Below are 16,968 nucleotides of genomic sequence, written 5' to 3'. Positions count from 1 at the left end.
CCTCGGCGGCGGTAGGAGTCTCGGCGACGAACGGCGGTGCTCGGTGTCCGGCGATGGACGGCGGTAGACCGGTTCTCAGGGGCGGACCGCGGTCAACAGCCCGTAGCGGAGCTCCGCGACCTCGAAGAAGAACCAGTGGCCCAGGTCGGCCGCCGCCGCCCATTCGCGCGACGTCTCGCCGCTGGAGTTGTCCGCTGCGTTCCGCCAGCCGCTGATCATGCTGCCGTAGCAACGCCGGACGTTCTCGGTGATATCGGTGTGGTCCACCACCTCAAGACCGGCCTCGCGCAGCAGCTCGCCGTACATGTCAGTGGTCAGCGAGAACTTGAAGTACGCGTACGCGTCGGCCATGCGGGCCGCGTCCGGCCCGGTGAGCTCGCCCGCGAGGCTGTGCTCGGCGATGACCAGCCGGCCGCCGGGGCGCAGGACCCGCGCGATGTGCCCGAGGGCCGCCTTCTTGTCCTTCATGTGCATCAGGGACTCGATGGCGTACGCGCCGTCGAAGGTCTTGTCCTCGAAGGGGTTCTCCATGGCGTCGGCCAGCCGGAACGTGGCTCGCCCGGGGAGGTCCGGGGACAGGGGACGGCTGTTGGCCAGGTCCACCTGGTAGTCGCTGACGCTGATGCCGGTGATCTCCACGGCGTGACGGGCGACGATGCGCGCCGCGGTGCTGCCGTGGCCGCAGCCCACGTCGAGCAGGTGGTGCCGCTCGGTCGGAGCGAGGCGTTCGGTGACGAGGTCCGTCAACCGGTCGGTCGCCTCCCGCATGGAGCTGTCGTCCGCGTCGTCCTCCCAGTAGCCGACGTGGATGTTGCCGCCGAGGGCGTGGTCGTACACGTCCGTGTGACGGTCGTAGAAGGTCCCCACGTCGCCGGACGTATGGCGGTTCTGCGTCAGCATGAGGGAGCCTTTCACGGTTGGTCGAGCCACGCGCTGTGGCGAAGAAGGGGCCCGGTCGGCCTGTGCGACCGGGCCTCCGGGAGCGTGTCGATGGTGCCAAGCGCGCCGGCCCGAACGGGGCGAACGAGCTGCGGTTTCACCGTTTGGGGGACACGGATCTCACCTGTCCGGCGGAACGGACGACGGCGGAGCGGCGGACGGATCTGTGGGGGAACGCCGTCGGTCGGAGGGGGCGCGCTCCCGGCACACGCGGCCGCCGGGCACGTCCGTCACCCCCCGGAGGGGGCGCGAGGCCGTGCCCGGCGGAGTGGGTGCGGTGAGCGTGTTCACGCCGTCAACCCGTACGGGCCGACCGGATCCACTCAGACGCGCCCGAAGAACAGGCTGCCCGGCGCCTCCGGGTCGTTCGACAGGAAGTGCTCACGGACGGCGCGGATGAACTCGTGGCGCGAGATCGCGCCGTCACCGTCGGTGTCCAGCTTCGTGAACATGTCCATCGCGTCAGGGGCTTCGCTCTTCCACACGTCCCGCAGGAAGCGCTTGAACTCGTCCTTGCTGATCTCGTTGTCGCCGTCGACGTCGATGACGTCGAAGATGGCGTGGCCGCCGCCCTCGGTGACGTTGAGGCGGCTGGTGTCGACGACGGCGAGGCGGTTGGCGATGACGAACTGGTCCTTCGTCAGCCGGTCGCCGTCCACGCCCGCGTGGCGCAGCAGCTCCAGCCAGTAGATCTGGCAGAAGGTCTGCAGAGCCCTGGATCGGCGGTCGTTCTTGTCGAGCTTGTACGCCTGGATGTAGCGGTCGGCGAGCTTCTGGTAGTCCGACCAGTCCAGGTAGCCGTCGTTGTTGGCGTCCATGGTGTCGAAGGTGCGCTCGAGCTTGGTGGTGATGATGTCCTGTACTGCGGCGGTCACGTGTCCTCCTTGGGGAGAAAGGGGGGATGTACACAAGCACCCTTGCGCGAGGGACATCCCGCACAAAAGTGCCCATCCCCCCTTCCACTCCTTCGGCCCAGCCGGGCCACCCGTAGGAGTGCGTTCGGCACGGACCGACGCACATACTGAAGTCCCGCCCACGGAAGCGGTGCGCCGCGCACTGTCGCCGGACGCCGTCGGCTCCGAGAAGCCGAAGCCGCCGACCGTGCCACCGATGCCACGACGGCAAGGGGGCGGAACGCCCTGCCGTCCGGCCCGCGGAGCACGACCCCGCCCGCCTCCATGCCATCAACCGGAGTGAACACGTGTCGAAATCGTCGGGTCCGACGTCGCCCGCAGGCCGGGCCGTACTGATCACCGGGGCCTCCTCCGGCCTGGGGGAAGCCTGCGCGCTCCACATGTCCCGGGTCGGCTTCCACACCCTCGCCGGGGTCCGCCGCCCCGAGGACGGGGAACGGCTGCGCGCGGCTGCAGCCGGCCGGCTGACGCCGGTGATCGTCGACGTGACGGACGAGAAGTCGGTCCGGGCGGCCGTGGACGAGGTGACCGGGCTGCTCGGCGGCGCCGGACTGTGGGGGCTGGTCAACAACGCGGGCATCGCGGTCACGGCTCCGCTGGAGTGCGTGCCCATGGAGCAGATGCGCAGGCAGCTCGACATCAACGTGATCGGCCAGGTGCAGATGGTCCAGGGCTTCCTGCCGCTGCTGCGTGCCGGTACCGGGCGGATCGTCAACGTGTCCTCCGGCCTCGGGAACGTCGCCCTTCCCTACCTCGGCGCCTACGCCGCCTCTCAGTTCGCCAAGGAGGCCCTCAGCGACGCACTGCGCCGCGAACTCGCTCCACAGCGCATCCCCGTCGTGGTGATCCAGCCGGGCGCTGTCCTGACCCCCCTCTGGTCCAAGATGTCCGACACGGGCAACCGGGCTCTGGAGGGCGCACCCGAGCCGGTCCGTGAGCTCTACCGCGACTCGTTCCTCGGCTTCATGGAGGCGAACGAGACCTCGGCCCGCAGTAGCAGCACGACCGTCGACGACGTCGCCCGGGTGGTGTTCCGCGCGCTGGTCGCCGAGCGGCCGAGGACCCGGTACACCGTCGGCCGCGACGCCACCGGCAGCCGGGTCCTGTCGAGGCTGCTGCCGGACCGGGCCCTGGACCGAGTCTTCGGCGGGACGTCGGCCCTGAAGAATCTCAGGAACTGAACGCCCCCGACCGCCACCCACCCCACCGCATGAGAGGGCCCGGCGGCTACCTCGTTCTCCTCTGGTGCGCACGCGATGCGTGAGCGGATGGCCTTACACCACGCCGCACGAGCGGGAACGGATGCACCGCCGCCCCAGGCCGACCAGCACTCCGAAGCAGTACGCGGCTCAACCCGGCACGGATGCGAGCCCGCTCCTTCTGGGCAGGTCGATGAATCCGAATCCTGAGATCGGCTTGCGTAGAGGCCTGAGGGGTCCCGAACGGAAGCAGTCGGCGCCGTCGTCCGTCCGTTCGCCTGGACCCCTTGACCCGCAAGTCATAGCGCAGCGCGCGGGCTCCAGTGTCCGAGAAAGGGCCTGAGACCGCCGGCTCGCGGTTCGGGGATGCCGTGGCGGCCGGGGACGGTGCGCTCAGAGGGCCGAAGCCCTCCACGCGAGCCACTGTTCGGTCGACCCGCGCTTCGGCTTGGACCCTGGTCCGACCTGGAGGCACGGCGCGACCCGGGTGCGTACGGCGCTCGCATACTCCGCCAGCCCAACGGCATCCCGCCCCGCGTCACGGAACGTCACTACCCGGAACCGGATGGGGCAGGGGTCACCAACAGCTCGGCTGCCAGTGCCCCAGCCACTTCAAGGTCCCTACTCGCCACAGCTGAGGGCCCCGTCCAGCAACCGCCAATCAGGCATGACGACCCATCAGAATCCGCGCCGTCCGTGCGTCAAACGTGCGTCACATGCGTCGAACATGCGTCAAGATATCGCACCTAACGCACGTAACGCCCATAACGCACACTCGGAGAAACGCCAGGTCAGCGGCCCTTCTCGGCAGGCTCAAGGATCGCCACGCACTCGACATGATGGGTCATCGGAAACAAGTCGAGGCATCCGGCGCATGGGAGCTCCGTCGAAGCTGGCGCCCGGTGCAATCCAGTGACGGTCGTGGGGTCCAACATGGGGTGACATGACGCGCGGTTACCCTTCCGGCCTCCACTCGGGGCCGCAGCGAAACAGTCACGGTTGCGCGCCTGGGCGGAGCAAGATCCGGGCCAGTTACGGGCCAGTATCGCACCTCCGAAGGCCGATGCCTTCGTTTTGCCTGGCCAGGAGCGGTGTGGCGCGTGTACCACCAGCACTCCAAGAATCTTCTGGGCGTATGCGTGGCTAGGGCCTGTCCGATGGGTCGATGACAAGACGGGCCGCGGATCATTGAGAGCGGGGTGGGGCGGGGAGGCCTAACCGACATGGAATGGGGGCGGCTGGAGCCGCACTTGCCCAGGAACGTTCGACGGGGCGGGCATTGGAAGGATCACCGGCTATTCATCAACGGGATCTTGTTCCGGCAGCGGACCTGCGTTCCCTGGCGGGACCTGCCGACGCGATTCGGCAGCTGGCAGACCTGCTACGACCGCCACAGGCGATGGTCTGCGGATGGCACGTGGGAGAGGGGCTTGCGGGCCGTCCAGGCCGATGCCGATCAGCAAGGGCGTATCGACTGGTCGATGGTGAGCGTGGACTCGACCGTGTGCCGCGCCCATCAGCACGCCGCCGACGCCCGCAAGCATCCTGTAATGGTTGTCATGCCTCGCAGCGTTACATCAACCTGTCGGCATGCACTCCTTGACACCCAGCGCCCAGGGCACTGACTCTTCCCACCCCCACCAGCGAGACAGAGCGGCCACCGGTTCTACGGATGTTCCGTTCGGCTCGGGGAGGGCTGGCTGGTGACTGGCTGCCCGGTGACACCTTCCGGCTCACCCATCCTGGAGATGGCCCGCCGCGCGGCCGAGTATCGCGCGGAAGGCCGTCGCGTCATCGACCTCACGCTCGGCGAGCCCGACTTCGCCCCGCCTGCGCACGCGGTTCTTGCCGCCCAGGAGGCCGCCGCCCGCCCGTTGGGCTACACCCCTGCCAACGGGATACCGGAACTGCGCCAGGCCGCACGGCACGCGCTGGAACGAGACCGCGCCCTGAGTTACACGGATGCCGAGGTGGCCGTGGGATGCGGTGCCAAACAGGTCATCTTCAACGCGCTCCTCGCCACCCTGGGCCCGGGCGACGAGGTGATCATCCCGGCGCCCTACTGGGCAAGTTACCCGGACATGGTTCGCCTGTGCGGCGCCGTGCCCGTGATCGTTGCCTGCTCGGCCGAATCAGGGTTCAGACTCGCTCCCGACACCCTGGAAGCGGCCATGACCGAACGCACACGCTGGGTCGTGCTCAACGCTCCCGGAAACCCCTCGGGCGCCACCTACAGCCATGACGCCCTGACCGGTCTCGCCGAAGTCCTGCGACGGCGCCCCTCGGCGATGATTCTTTCGGACGAGATCTACGCCCACATCCGCTACGGCGAGGGCGAGTACTTCAGCATCGCGCAGGTCGCACCTGATCTGCACGAGCGGATCCTGCTCGTCGACGGCGTCTCCAAGGCGTACGCGATGACCGGCTGGAGGGTCGGCTGGGGGTTCGGCCCGGCCGAACTTGTCCGTCGTATCACCGCCGTACAGACACAGAACTGCACGCAGACGGCGACCGTCAGCCAGATCGCCGCTGTCGCCGCCCTGGAGGGGCCGCAGGAACTGCTGGCGGAACGGTGTGAAACGTACCGCCAACGGCGCGATGCGGCTCTGGCGATTCTGCGGCAGAGCCGGCACCTGGACACACTGGAACCCGACGGCGCGTTCTACCTCCTTCCGCGCCTTGCGAAGGGCGACGACCTCACGGCAGCGAACTCCCTCCTCGAAGCGGGATGCGCGACCGTCCCGGGCAGCGCCTTCGGTGCGCCAGGCCACCTGCGGCTCTCCTTCGCCACCGACATCGCCGCCCTGGAAGAGGGCTGCCGTATCATCGTCGCCACGCTGAACGGGATTCCGGCGTGATCGCACTGACCGTCAAGGCGCTGATCCCGGTCGTCCTGCTGATCGCGCTGGGCTACGCGCTCAAGCGATCGATGATCACGGCCGAGGGCTTCTGGTCCGCAGCCGAGCGCCTCAGCTATCACGTGCTGCTCCCGGCTCTGTTCCTGCACAGCCTGGCGACGGCCGACACCGACGATCTGCCGGTAGCGGCCCTGGCAGGCACTCTGGTCGCCTCCACGGTGACAGTCGCCGTGCTGATCATCGCCTTCAGGCCCATGATGCGACTGAAAGACGACGGCTTCACCTCTGTCTTCCAGGGCAGCGTCAGGTTCAACAACTACATCGGCGTAACCATCGCCGCCGGCCTGTACGGCACCCAGGGCATCGCCACCGCCGCGGTCTGCAACGCGGCGATCGTGCCCACGGTCAACATCTTGTGCGTGCTGGTCTTCGCGCGGTTCGGGAGCGCACGCCTGCGTCTTGCGGGCATCGTCAAACAGCTCGTGACCAACCCGCTCATCCTCGCCTGCGCGGGAGGCATCCTCCTTCAGGCACTCGATCTGCCCCTGCCGCCGGGCATCGAGCCCGCGCTCCAGGCACTAGGAGCAGCCTCGATGCCGCTGGGGCTCCTGTGCATCGGCGCCGCGCTGCGCTTCGGTGCGGCACGGTCGTGGGCGGCGCCGATCCTCACGTCGTCGTCCGTCAAGTTCGTCCTCATGCCCGCCGCGACCTTCCTGGCGGCTCAGATGGTCGGCCTGGGCTCCCAGGCGCTGATCATCGCCGTGCTCTTCCAGGCTCTGCCCACGGCATCGTCCTCGTACATCATGGCGAGACAACTCGGCGGCGACGCACCGCTGATGGCCGGCATCACCGCGACGCAGACACTTCTTGGGATCGCCGCCGTCCCGCTCGTCCTGGCGCTGGTCTCGGCATAGTGCTTACAACCGGGCGGAAGGCTAGCGCCGCTTCATGCGGTGGCGACGGACCGCATCGGTGTTGGCACAGCGCGCGCAGCAGTAGGCGCGGCGACCGCTGCGGCTGGTGTCGACGAAGGCGGTCCGACAGGAGTCCAGCGAGCAGACGCCCAGCCGTTCCCCCTCGGCCTCCATGGTGAAGATGGCCAGAGCTCCCGCGGTCACGGCTTTCACACGGCTTTGGACGTCCTGGCCGTCCGGTGCGAAGTGCAGATGTGGCCGCAAGTCGTCGTGCGTGGTCAGGTACACGCTTCCAGCGCCGTCCGCGAGCAGAGCGTTGATCATCTCGCACCGTTCGTCCTGCGAGGCAGCCTCGAAAACGGGCCTCAAACGCCGCGACCACACCCTGATCTTCTCACCGGCCGAGCCAGTGACACGCGAACGCCGGATCGCATGCTCCTGCAGTGCCCGTTCCAGTGCCTCAGACCCCCAGGAACCACTCGACTCGAGATTCACCAGCGACACGGCCAAGTGGACCCCGACCATGTTGTCATGTTCAAACTTCACTCAACCATTGCAACACATGCCAGGATCCGCCGGACAGAACCTAGCTAGGGCAGAGACCCGGGACACCCCATGGGTATCAGCGGCAGCAGGAGATCCCGCCCGGCGACACCGCCTCCTCACGTGTGACCACCGGCAGTTCGACTCCTGCTCCCATCGGCTTGGCCGCGCGGACGATCGCGGAGTGCATGCCGTCGGCCATCACGTGAGTCGGAGTGATCTCAACCTCGGTGAAGCCGTCAGCTGGGTACAAGGCAACCAAGGTCCGGACCATTCACGGACCATCCACTGGCCGGCCGTTCCACTTCACCATTTCGGCTGGTCAGCGTCAGTGCGACCCCTACACCCGCAGGAGAGGAAGAATCTGCTGGGCGTATGCGTGGCTAGGTCAGAGCGCTGCCCTTGGCGCAAAGACAGGGGGAAAGCGCAGGTCACAGGGGGCGCATGGATCGTGGTGGTCGCAGGTGGTCGCAGGTGGTCGCACGAGACTGGAGGTGTCGACCTTTCTTCCGCCTCCTGGAGGCGATCCCCATGCGTACCACCGGCGACCGCGGCCGCATCTACCGCAGGTGTGGCTGCCGCGACACATTGCGTCACCAGCTCGGAGCGCACTGCCCGCACCTGTTCGCCGACGGTGACCACGGGACGTGGACCTTCGCCGTCGACGTCCCGGCACCGCGCCACCGCCGGACGACCGTCCGCCGTGGCGGATTCGTCAGCCACGACGCGGCCGAGGGGGCGCTGCGGAGGTTCCTGGAGGGCGAGGCCGGCGGGTTCAACGCCGACCCGAACCAGAACGTCGCCGACTACCTGACCACCTGGCTCGCCGCCAAGGCGCTCGTGCTCAAGCCGACCACCATGGCGCGTTACCGGGACTACGTCCACAACGATCTCGTCCCGGCCTTCGGGACTATGAAGCTGGACGAGCTCGGGCACCGGCACATCGCCGCGTTCGTCACCGGCGAGCTCGCCGCCGGCCGCGCTCCTCCAGCACTGCCATCAGACAGACCCGGACATGGCCGACCTGTTCGAGTTCCTCATCGGCACCGGCATGCGCAAAGGAGAGGCCCTCGGTCTGCACTGGGACGACGTCCACCTGGCCGAGCGTGTCCTCTATGTACGCTGCACCCTCTCCGCGATCGACAACAACCACCTCGTCATCACCACGCCCAAGACCCGTACCAGTCGGAACTGAGTCGCCGTCTCACCCCGCGTCGCCACCGCACTCCAGCACCGGGCCCGGTCAAGGGCCCGCCGCCACAGCGATCCCAGCGATCCATTCACCGGACTCGTCTTCTGCAGACCCGACGGCCGACCCCTGCGACCCCACACCGTCCTCGACCGGCTCCGGCAACTCTCCAAAGAGGCTGGTGTACCGCGGGTGACCGTTCATGACCTGCGGCACCTGGCCGCCACGATCACCGTCACCGCAGGCGTCCCGCTCACCGTGGTCTCCAAGACGCTGCGGCACTCCACCCTGTCGACCACCGCCAACATCTACAGCCACCTCACCCAACAAGCCGCCCGCGAAGCCGTCGACACCATCGACCACACCCTCACCCGGGCCCAGAAACGAAACGACCGACGGGCCTGGCTGGAACGGCTGCGACCACCACGCGACCACGTCCAGCGCCTCCGCGAAGCCCTCCACCGGTTCAGCTCCCCCGCCCCGCCTGTGTTCAGCACCATGGCGGACCAGTCCCGAACCGGGCGTGCGACCACGCTGCGACCACCAGCACTCCGGGCACGGAAAAGGCCGTCCTCCCATGTGTGAGAGAACGGCCTCCGACCTGCATGAAGCAAAGTCGGGACGACAGGATTTGAACCTGCGACCCCTTGACCCCCAGTCAAGTGCGCTACCAAGCTGCGCCACGTCCCGATGCCCGCTGACCTGGGGTTTCCCCTGGTTGAACGCGCACGAGAACGATACCGCACTTCGCGGGGTGGTCGCGCGCACCTTCCGGGCCGGTGTCGGTCCCTCCGGGGGCGCTTGACCTCAAGTTGACTTGAGGTTGCACGATCGGTGCATGACACAGGCAACCGCGGACCCACGGTTCCGCTACGAGGATCTGAGCCGGCTCATGGCGCTCATGACCGGCGCCGAGAAGCACGGACCCGCATCGACCTCCACCCTCGACGTGCTGTGGGTGCTCTACGACCGGGTGCTGCGGGTGGGACCGGCCACGGCCGAGGAAGCCGGGCGGGACCGGTTCCTGCTCTCCAAGGGGCACGGGCCGATGGCGTACTACGCCGTACTCGCCGCCAAGGGCTTCTTCCCGGTGGACTGGCTGAGCGGCTTCGGCTCGTACGAGTCCCCCCTCGGGCACCACCCGGACCGCACCCTGATCCCCGGAGTGGAGATCGGCAGCGGCTCCCTCGGGCACGGGCTGCCGCTCGCCGTCGGCAGTGCGCTCGGGCTGCGGGCGCAGGGGCTGGACGATCCGGCGGTGTGGGTGCTGATCGGGGACGCCGAACTCGACGAGGGCAGCAACCACGAGGCCCTGGCGTACGCCGGGTCGGCCGGGCTGGAGCGGCTGCACACGGTGGTGATCGACAACGACTCCGCGACCCACGGCTGGCAGGGCGGGATCGCCTCCCGCTTCGAGGCGGCCGGCTGGTCGGCGGTGACCGTGGACGGCCGGGACCACGCGGCGCTGCACGCCGCCTTCACCGCGCCGCATCCGGGCCGGCCGCACGCCGTCGTCGCCCGTGTCGAGAAGAAGCAGTAGAAGAAGCAGTAGGAGAGGCAGGGGGAGTCCGTGGACACCATGCGGGAACGCTTCATCTCGGTCACGTCGCGCGAGCTCGACGATGACCCGCGGCTGGCCCTGGTGCTCGCCGAGATCACCATGGACGGGTTCCGGCCCGCACGGCAGCGCCACCCGGACCGGGTGGTCAACGTCGGCATCAGGGAGCAGCTGCTCGTCGGGGTCGGCGGCGGGCTGGCCCTCACCGGGCTGCGGCCGATCGTGCACACCTTCGCCAGCTTCCTGGTGGAGCGGCCGTTCGAGCAGGTCAAGCTGGACTTCGGGCACCAGGGCACGGGTGGGGTCCTGGTCAGTGCCGCCGCCAGCTACGACTGGCCGGCCGGCGGGTTCACGCACATGGCACCCGGCGACGTGGCCCTGATCGACACCCTCGACGGCTGGACGGTCCACGTGCCCGGGCATCCGGACGAGGCCGAGGCGCTGCTGCGCCACGCCTACGCCGCCGGGGACGACAAGGTGTACGTCCGGCTGTCGCAGCAGTCGAACGCCGCCCCGCGCCCGGTGGACGGGCTGCGCACGCGGACCGTCCGGGAGGGCGGCCCCGGCGCCGGGGTCGTCGTCGCCGTCGGACCGCTGCTGGACAACGTCCTCGCCGCGACGGAGGGACTGGACGTGACCGTGCTGTACGCCACGACCGTGCGGCCCTTCGACGACGCGGCCCTGCGCGAGGCCGTCGGTCGCGGCACGACCGACGTCGTCCTCGTCGAGCCGTACCTGGCCGGGACCTCCACCACGGCGGCGGCCGAGGCCCTCGCGGACGTCCCCCACCGGGTCCTCGGCCTCGGCGTCGGCCGCGCCGAGCTACGCCGCTACGGCACGATGGAGGAGCACACCGCCGCGCACGGCCTGGACCCGCATTCCCTCCGCGGGCGGATCAGCGACTTCCTCCGCTGAGGACGGGGCGCCCCTTCACGGCCCGGCCAGTTCCGGGTGGGCCGCGGCCAGGCGTCGAGGGGCCGCCTGCAGCCAGGAGTCGATCAGGATCGCGCGCAGCTCGGCCGCGCCCTCCAGAGCTGCCAGGCGGACCCGGAGCCACGCGTAGTTGTCGTCGTGGCCGTCCCGGATGAAGAACTTCTCCGGCTCGGCCGCGATGAGTTCCGCGCGGTCCTCCTTCGGGCACTTCACCCCGATCGAGGCGTCGTCCTCGCCGAGCGCGGCGAACATCTTCCCGCCCACCCGGAACGTGGGCATGCCCCAGGCGAGCTTCTCGGTGCTGTCGGGGAGCGACAGCGCGGTCGTACGGACGTCCTCGGCGGTCACGGCCATCCCGCGACTCCTCTCCGGCCACCGGTCGGGCTCCGGGCTTCGGGCTCGTCGTCGACCGTAGCGCCCGGCACTGACAGCCGCCCCCGGGCAGCCCCGTCAGCCCGCGCGCAGGCCGTCCTCCCGGGCATGGATGATCTCCAGCAGCTCCGCCGCCAGGGACTTGGCCCTGGCCAGCCCCTGCATCCCCCACCGCCGCGGCTCCTGGTCCACCGCGCACACGGTGCCCAGGACGATCCCCGTCCGGTCGGTCAGCGGCGCACCCACGTACGACCGGACCCCGCTCTCGTCCACCACCGCATTGCCGGCGAAGCGCGCGAAGTCCCGTACGTCCTCCAGTACCAGCCCCCGCCGCCGCACCACCACGTGCGGGCAGTAGCCGTGGTCCCGGGGCAGCACCCGCGCCGGGTAGCCGCTCGCCGGGGCGTCCGGCGCGTGGTGCAGTCCGGCGAAGAACTGCCGTTCCTCACCGATGAAGTTGACCCCCGCGTACGGGGCGGCCAGTACGTCGGCGATCCGCCGGGCGAAGGCGTCGAGCTCCGTGTCCGTCCGTTCTCCCAGGCCCAGTTCGCGCAGCCGGACGGCGCGCGCGGGCGCCTCCCGGTCCACCGGTGTGAGCAGCAGGTGTCCGGTCGACTCGTAGTACGTCATCGCGGTGTCCCCCCATCCCCGTCCCAAGACTTCACTGAATGCGCTGAGTGCGCTGAGTGCGCCGACTTCGCCGACTTGTCCGTTGCCGCCGTGAAGAGCAGGTGGTGGACGAGCGCGGCGAGGGTCCCGGTCCCGGAGCTGGTCAGCCGTGCGTCGCACCGTACGACGGGCACGTCGGGCCCGAGTCCCACCGCCTCCCGTACCTCGCCGGCCGTGTAGCGGTGGCCTTCGTCGAACTCGTTGACGGCGACGATGAAGCCGATGCCGCGCCGCTCGAAGAAGTCGACGGCCGGGAAGCAGTCGGCGAGCCGGCGGGTGTCGGCGAGCACCACCGCGCCGAGCGCGCCCGTGCACAGCTCCTCCCACAGGAACCAGAAGCGCTGCTGCCCCGGCGTGCCGAAGAGGTACAGGACGTGCCGCTCGTCCAGGGTGATCCGGCCGAAGTCGAGTGCGACGGTCGTGGCCGTCTTCGCCTCGACGCCGTCGAGCGGGTCGGGGCCCTCGCTGAGTCCGCTGAGCAGTTCCTCCGTGCACAGCGGCTCGATCTCGCTCACCGCGCCCACGAAGGTCGTCTTGCCCGCCCCGAACCCGCCCGCGACCAGGATCTTCAATGTCGCGGGCAGAACGGCGGCGGGGCGGGTGTCACAGTCGTCGGCGTAGGCCATCGAGCACCGCCCGGAGCAGGTTGTGGTCGTCGGAGGCGACGTATTCGCCGCTCGGGAACCGCGGCGCCTGCGCCGTGACGGCCCCGTGTTCCATCAGGTCGGACAGCAACACCTTGACGACCACCGCCGGCAGCCGCAGCTGCCCGGCCACCTCCGCGACGGTGACGGCCGCGGAGCCCGCGCACAGGCGCAGCGCCAGGGTGTGCTCGGCGCCGAGGGGCCCGCGCGGGCGCACGCCCGTCGCGGTCACCAGGGACAGGAGGTCGAGTGCGACGGCCGACCGGGTCCGCCCGCCGCTGGCCGTGTACGGGCGCATCACCCGGCCCGCTGAGTCGTCGAGCCAGGGCGTGTCGCGCGGTGTTCCCATGGCGTACGCGGCGCGGGCGCGCATCACTCCGGGTCGCTGGCGGGCCGCCGCGGCGGGGCCGCCAGGTACGGTCGGACGCTCTTGACCAGCATCGCCATCTCGTAGCCGAGTACGCCCGCGTCGGCCTCCCGGTCGGCGAGGACCGCCAGGCAGGTGCCCGCCCCGGCGGCCGACACGAACACGAGGGCGGTGTCGAGCTCGACCACGACCTGCCGGACCTGCGCGCCGTCCCCGAACCGGGATCCGGCGCTGCGTCCGAGCGAGTACAGTCCGGACGCCAGCGCCGCGAGGTGGTCGGCGCTGTCGCCGTCGAGGCCGTGGACGCACGTGACGAGGCCGTCGGCGGTGAGGAGGACCGCGCTGCGCGTGTAGGGGACCCGCTGGACCAGGCCGCTGAGCAGCCAGTCGAGATCCGAGAGCCGACTGGTCTTCGTCGCCGCTTCGCCGCCCATGGTGGTGCGCTCCTTGCCGAGGTGAGTGGTCGGGGTCATGGCTGGTTCTCCGACTGGGCGAGGCCGAAGCCCCGTTGGAAGGCGGCCATCAGGCCCGGATCGTGCACGGGTCGCTCGGGTGCGTCGTCCCGCCGCGGGGCGGGGACGTCCCGCAGTTGCGGCGCGACGTGCTGCTGGGCCCGGCGGCGGGGCAGGGGCGGCCGGTCCGGATCGGTCCGGGCGGCCGGTACGGAAACCACCGGGTGCACGGGGACCGGGAGGGCGGGTTCCCGCACGGCCGAATCGGGGGCCGGCCGCAGGGCCGGGGGCATCGCCGACGCCGTGCCCCGGCCCGCGACCGGGCCCGCGCCCGGGGTGACGTCCAGCCCGAGGTCCAGGCCCAGGCCCAGGTCCAGGGTCGTCTCGACGGCCGACGCCCGTCCCGGCTCCCGGGGGTCGGGCGCCTGCCGCACGGCCCGCGGCCCCGGCCGCGTCTCCGCTCGGGGTACGGGCTGCGCCGCCCAGGTCGGGGCGGCCGGCGGCCGTGCGGCCGCCGGCTCCGGTTCGGGTCGCGGCCCCGGCCGAGGCTCCGGTTCCGGTCGAAGCTCCGGTTCCGGTCGTCGCAGCGGTTCCGGTCGCGGCTGCGGCTCCGGTCGCGCGTGCGGCTCCGGTCGCGGGTGCGGTACTGCCACCCGTACGGGCTCCAGCGGGGGCATGCCCGCGCCGGCCTCCCCCGTCCCCCACGAGGTGGCCCGGGAGCCGCCGAGCGCGTCGGCGGCGCCGGGCGCCTCCGCCCCCAGCAGTTCCTGGGGCAGGACGAGGACCGCGAGCACGCCGCCGTAGATGTTGGACTTGAGCTCGACGGCGATCCCGTGGCGGCGGGCCAGCGCCGAGACCACGAACAGGCCGATCCGGCCGTCCGCCAGCAGGTGCCGGACGCTGATCTGGTCGGGGTCGACGAGCAGGGCGTTCATCCGGTGCTGCTCGGCTGCCGGCATGCCCAGCCCGCGGTCCTCCACTTCGACGGCGATGCCCGCGGTGACCCGCTCGGCGCGCAGCACCACGTCGGTGTCGGGCGCGGAGAACACCGTGGCGTTCTCGACCAGTTCGGCCAGCAGGTGCACCACGTCGGCGACGGCGTGGCCGCGAACGGTGCCGCCGGCCGGGGGCACCACCTTGACCCGGGTGTACTGCTCGACCTCCGCGACGGCGGAGCGCAGTACCTCGCTCAGATCGATGGGCCGGGTCCACTGGCGCCGGGAGGCGGCGCCGCCGAGTACGGCCAGGTTCTCGGCGTGGCGGCGGATCCGGGTGGCGAGGTGGTCGACGTGGAAGAGCTCCTTGAGGAGGTCGGGGTCCTCGACCGTGTCCTCCAGCTCGTCGAGCAGCGAAATCTCGCGGTGCACGAGGGACTGGAGCCGGCGCGCGAGGTTGACGAAGACCTCGACCTTGCGGTCGCTGTCGGACGGCGCGGCCGGTCCGGCCAGCCGTACGAGGGTGGTGTGCGCGTGTTCGCGGGCGCCGCGCAGCTCCTGGGAGAGCAGCCAGAACTCGTCCACGCGGGCCTGGTCGCTGCCGGGCGGCGGCGCCGTCGGACCCCCGCGGACCGGGCGGACCGGCGGCTCGCCGCGTTCCAGCCGCTCGGCGGCGGTCCGCAGCTCCTGGCGTCCGCGCACGCTGGAGCGGCGCAGGGCTTCGCAGCGGTCCCGGACGGCCTTGGCGGAGCGCTGGGCGCCGAGCAGGGCCGCGGCCAGTGCGCCGACGACGAGCAGCGCGCAGCCGGCCAGGATCGGCCACAGCCGGGCGTCCCGCTGCCCCGCGCCCCCGCCGAGCTGGAGCGTGAAGATCACCGCGGCGGCTCCGCTGAGTGCCGCCGCGAGGGTGGGCAGCATGGCGGCGCGGACCAGCTGGGGGTGTATCTGCCGGCCGGGACCGGTGACGGCGTGTCTCGACGGGGCGTGGCGGGCGGCGCGGAGTCCGGACATCGGCGTCCTCTACGTGGGGCCCGGGCCCCCAGGGGTTCCGGGGCCCGGTGTTGATCACCAAATACCCACGCTAGACCGCACGATCCCTCCCCTAACAGCCAGTTGGGGAACTTCACGGGGGTGCTTCCCGCTCCCGGCGGAGCGCTCGTACGACAGCCCGAATCCGCCGGGGGCGTGCGTTCGCAGTGGCCTGTGCGACGCACGACCCCCGGCCTGTGGATGCCCCGGAGCGGCGCCTACGAGCCGACGGCCTCCGGTTCCTCGTGCGCCACGGCCGGAGGCCGCGAGGCCGCGACGGGGAGGGTGCCGGTCGCGGGTGCGGGCGGGGCCGACGCCACGAACGGGCGCCACCACGGCTCGCTGGGAGCGTCGGCGGCGCCCGGCTCGAACGGCTGGCCCGGGATCGGCAGCGCGATCGCCGCCCCGGTGGCCTCGGCGGCGGCCACGGTGCCTTCGCCGGGCTCGTCCCACGGGTGCGGGGCCAGGTTGAAGGTGCCCCAGTGGATCGGCAGCATCGTGCCGTGCGGGATGCCGCCCTGGAGGTCGAGGTGGGCGCGCATGCCCTCCTCCGGGGTCATGTGGATGTCGGGCCAGTACTCCGAGTACGCGCCGACCTGGATCATCGTGGCGTCGAAGGGGCCGTGCTCGGCGCCGATCTCCCCGAAGCCGGGGAAGTAGCCGGTGTCACCACTGTGGAAGATCCGGTGCTCGTCGCCCGCGACGACCCACGAGGCCCACAGGGTGTTCTGCGTGTTGCGCAGGCCGCGCCCGCAGAAGTGCCGCGCCGGGGTCGCCGTCAGCAAGAGCCCCGCGATCTTGGTGCCCTCGTTCCAATCGAGCTCGCGCAATCGGTCCGGCGGGACGCCCCAGCGCTCCAGGTGGGCGCCGACGCCGAGCGGTACCGCGAAGACCGTGTCCGTGCCGGCCAGCTGCTTGATGGTCGGCAGGTCGAGGTGGTCGTAGTGGTCGTGCGAGATCACCACGGCGTCGACCGGCCCCAGCGAGGCCAGCGGTACGGGGACGGGATGCAGCCGCTTGGGTCCGGCGAACGGGAAGGGCGAGCAGCGCTCACCCCACACCGGGTCGAACAGCACCCGCCGCCCGTCGATCTCCGCGAGTACGCCGGAGTGCCCCATCCAGGTCAGGCGCAGCCCGCTGACCGGTGGCTTCGCCAGCTCGGCGAGCGTCGTCGAGTAGACCGGGATCGGAGCGCCCGGGTTGCGCCTGATCCGCTGCTCCTTGTGGAAGTAGATCTTGGCGAACTCCAGCATGGAGCCGGAGGGCCTGGTCCGGGCCCCGACGGGGTTCTGGAACACGCCGTCGGCGAAGTTCGGCGAGCGGAGAATCCGCTCCAGGCGCGCGCCGGAGGGGTCCGCGCCGAAGGCTTCGGGCCGCAGGGCGCGCAACCGTGGACGCAGGGGACGGGAGCCGGTCAAAGCGCCTCCTGGGAGGGTGGGGCGGATGGTCGTGA

General features: G+C 70.8%; 17 protein-coding genes, 1 tRNA gene and 2 pseudogenes. 8 read left to right on the top strand and 12 right to left on the bottom strand.

The window, feature by feature from the left end; translation table 11 throughout:
- Positions 1-75: 75 nt before the first annotated feature.
- On the bottom strand, positions 76-900 hold the full coding sequence (locus tag OHA65_RS31720; RefSeq protein ID WP_328764348.1) for a methyltransferase domain-containing protein: 825 nt from the start codon (positions 898-900) through the stop codon (positions 76-78).
- A 362-nt stretch (positions 901-1,262) separates the two neighbouring features.
- Entirely contained in the window at positions 1,263-1,814 is a 552-nt protein-coding gene (locus OHA65_RS31715; protein WP_328764347.1) for an EF-hand domain-containing protein, read from the bottom strand.
- A gap of 326 nt (positions 1,815-2,140) precedes the next feature.
- On the opposite strand from OHA65_RS31715, the gene OHA65_RS31710 reads away from it, so the two are divergent.
- The 4 genes from OHA65_RS31710 (at position 2,141) to OHA65_RS31695 (ending at position 6,824) form a co-directional block, all read left to right on the top strand.
- Complete coding sequence (locus OHA65_RS31710) at positions 2,141-3,034, top strand: SDR family oxidoreductase (RefSeq protein ID WP_328764346.1); 894 nt, start codon at positions 2,141-2,143, stop codon at positions 3,032-3,034.
- Between the two features lie 1,217 nt (positions 3,035-4,251).
- Positions 4,252-4,677, top strand: coding sequence for an IS5 family transposase (locus OHA65_RS31705; RefSeq protein WP_266635022.1), 426 nt, complete (start codon positions 4,252-4,254; stop codon positions 4,675-4,677).
- 123 nt (positions 4,678-4,800) lie between these two features.
- Positions 4,801-5,910, top strand: coding sequence for a pyridoxal phosphate-dependent aminotransferase (locus tag OHA65_RS31700; RefSeq protein ID WP_405757792.1), 1,110 nt, complete (start codon positions 4,801-4,803; stop codon positions 5,908-5,910).
- On the top strand, positions 5,907-6,824 hold the full coding sequence (locus OHA65_RS31695) for an AEC family transporter (protein ID WP_327279552.1): 918 nt from the start codon (positions 5,907-5,909) through the stop codon (positions 6,822-6,824). The genes OHA65_RS31700 and OHA65_RS31695 overlap by 4 nt, the downstream gene beginning before the upstream one ends.
- A gap of 21 nt (positions 6,825-6,845) precedes the next feature.
- On the opposite strand, the gene OHA65_RS31690 is transcribed toward OHA65_RS31695, so the two are convergent.
- Together OHA65_RS31690 and OHA65_RS31685 are read right to left on the bottom strand one after the other, a co-directional pair.
- On the bottom strand, positions 6,846-7,370 hold the full coding sequence (locus tag OHA65_RS31690; protein WP_266635016.1) for a CGNR zinc finger domain-containing protein: 525 nt from the start codon (positions 7,368-7,370) through the stop codon (positions 6,846-6,848).
- Positions 7,371-7,446: 76 nt separating this feature from the next.
- Complete coding sequence (locus tag OHA65_RS31685) at positions 7,447-7,620, bottom strand: hypothetical protein (RefSeq protein ID WP_371645400.1); 174 nt, start codon at positions 7,618-7,620, stop codon at positions 7,447-7,449.
- Positions 7,621-7,811: 191 nt separating this feature from the next.
- On the opposite strand from OHA65_RS31685, the pseudogene OHA65_RS31680 reads away from it, so the two are divergent.
- Both OHA65_RS31680 and OHA65_RS31675 read left to right on the top strand, forming a co-directional pair.
- A pseudogene (locus tag OHA65_RS31680) lies at positions 7,812-8,264 on the top strand (hypothetical protein); the annotation flags it as partial.
- A gap of 118 nt (positions 8,265-8,382) precedes the next feature.
- A pseudogene (locus tag OHA65_RS31675) lies at positions 8,383-9,141 on the top strand (site-specific integrase).
- Positions 9,142-9,172: 31 nt separating this feature from the next.
- Here OHA65_RS31675 and OHA65_RS31670 read toward each other — a convergent pair.
- Positions 9,173-9,246 (bottom strand) — tRNA-Pro (locus OHA65_RS31670).
- 148 nt (positions 9,247-9,394) lie between these two features.
- Between OHA65_RS31670 and OHA65_RS31665 the strand changes: the two genes are divergently transcribed.
- Positions 9,395-10,096: a transketolase gene (locus OHA65_RS31665; RefSeq protein ID WP_327279551.1), complete on the top strand. Its 702-nt coding sequence runs from the start codon at positions 9,395-9,397 to the stop codon at positions 10,094-10,096.
- Positions 10,097-10,126: 30 nt separating this feature from the next.
- On the top strand, positions 10,127-11,029 hold the full coding sequence (locus OHA65_RS31660; RefSeq protein ID WP_327279550.1) for a transketolase: 903 nt from the start codon (positions 10,127-10,129) through the stop codon (positions 11,027-11,029).
- Positions 11,030-11,044: 15 nt separating this feature from the next.
- Here the strand turns inward: OHA65_RS31660 and OHA65_RS31655 are convergent, their stop codons facing one another.
- The 7 genes from OHA65_RS31655 to OHA65_RS31625 form a co-directional block, all read right to left on the bottom strand.
- Positions 11,045-11,401 (bottom strand): MmcQ/YjbR family DNA-binding protein, encoded by a 357-nt coding sequence (locus tag OHA65_RS31655; RefSeq protein WP_327279549.1) that lies wholly within the window; start codon positions 11,399-11,401, stop codon positions 11,045-11,047.
- Positions 11,402-11,497: 96 nt separating this feature from the next.
- On the bottom strand, positions 11,498-12,049 hold the full coding sequence (locus tag OHA65_RS31650) for a GAF domain-containing protein (RefSeq protein ID WP_327279548.1): 552 nt from the start codon (positions 12,047-12,049) through the stop codon (positions 11,498-11,500).
- Positions 12,046-12,714, bottom strand: a complete 669-nt coding sequence (locus tag OHA65_RS31645; RefSeq protein ID WP_328764312.1) for an ATP/GTP-binding protein — start codon at positions 12,712-12,714, stop codon at positions 12,046-12,048. Before OHA65_RS31645 ends, OHA65_RS31650 begins: the two co-directional genes overlap by 4 nt.
- Complete coding sequence (locus OHA65_RS31640) at positions 12,692-13,081, bottom strand: DUF742 domain-containing protein (protein ID WP_327285859.1); 390 nt, start codon at positions 13,079-13,081, stop codon at positions 12,692-12,694. The genes OHA65_RS31645 and OHA65_RS31640 overlap by 23 nt, the downstream gene beginning before the upstream one ends.
- 23 nt (positions 13,082-13,104) lie before the next feature.
- Positions 13,105-13,533: a roadblock/LC7 domain-containing protein gene (locus tag OHA65_RS31635; protein ID WP_327285858.1), complete on the bottom strand. Its 429-nt coding sequence runs from the start codon at positions 13,531-13,533 to the stop codon at positions 13,105-13,107.
- A gap of 35 nt (positions 13,534-13,568) precedes the next feature.
- Positions 13,569-15,497 carry a sensor histidine kinase gene (locus OHA65_RS31630; RefSeq protein WP_405762928.1) on the bottom strand — a complete coding sequence of 643 codons (1,929 nt, stop codon included), beginning with the start codon at positions 15,495-15,497 and terminating at the stop codon, positions 13,569-13,571.
- A 236-nt stretch (positions 15,498-15,733) separates the two neighbouring features.
- Positions 15,734-16,933 (bottom strand): MBL fold metallo-hydrolase, encoded by a 1,200-nt coding sequence (locus OHA65_RS31625; protein ID WP_405762926.1) that lies wholly within the window; start codon positions 16,931-16,933, stop codon positions 15,734-15,736.
- Positions 16,934-16,968: the final 35 nt, after the last annotated feature.

The sequence above is a fragment of the Streptomyces sp. NBC_00045 genome, assembly GCF_045041095.1.
Lineage (GTDB): Bacteria > Actinomycetota > Actinomycetes > Streptomycetales > Streptomycetaceae > Streptomyces.
The sequence above is the reverse complement of the archived record's forward strand: the minus strand, read 5'-3'. Positions and strand labels throughout refer to the sequence as shown.

Excerpts from the sequence above, each read along its gene's own strand:
- OHA65_RS31655 (WP_327279549.1), bottom strand. The coding sequence starts at position 11,401 with ATGGCCGTGACCGCCGAGGACGTCCGTACGACCGCGCTGTCGCTCCCC.
- OHA65_RS31650 (WP_327279548.1), bottom strand. The coding sequence starts at position 12,049 with ATGACGTACTACGAGTCGACCGGACACCTGCTGCTCACACCGGTGGAC.
- OHA65_RS31645 (WP_328764312.1), bottom strand. The coding sequence starts at position 12,714 with ATGGCCTACGCCGACGACTGTGACACCCGCCCCGCCGCCGTTCTGCCC.
- OHA65_RS31720 (WP_328764348.1), bottom strand. The coding sequence starts at position 900 with ATGCTGACGCAGAACCGCCATACGTCCGGCGACGTGGGGACCTTCTAC.
- OHA65_RS31665 (WP_327279551.1), top strand. The coding sequence starts at position 9,395 with ATGACACAGGCAACCGCGGACCCACGGTTCCGCTACGAGGATCTGAGC.
- OHA65_RS31630 (WP_405762928.1), bottom strand. The coding sequence starts at position 15,497 with ATGTCCGGACTCCGCGCCGCCCGCCACGCCCCGTCGAGACACGCCGTC.
- OHA65_RS31640 (WP_327285859.1), bottom strand. The coding sequence starts at position 13,081 with ATGGGAACACCGCGCGACACGCCCTGGCTCGACGACTCAGCGGGCCGG.
- OHA65_RS31700 (WP_405757792.1), top strand. The coding sequence starts at position 4,801 with ATGGCCCGCCGCGCGGCCGAGTATCGCGCGGAAGGCCGTCGCGTCATC.
- OHA65_RS31635 (WP_327285858.1), bottom strand. The coding sequence starts at position 13,533 with ATGGGCGGCGAAGCGGCGACGAAGACCAGTCGGCTCTCGGATCTCGAC.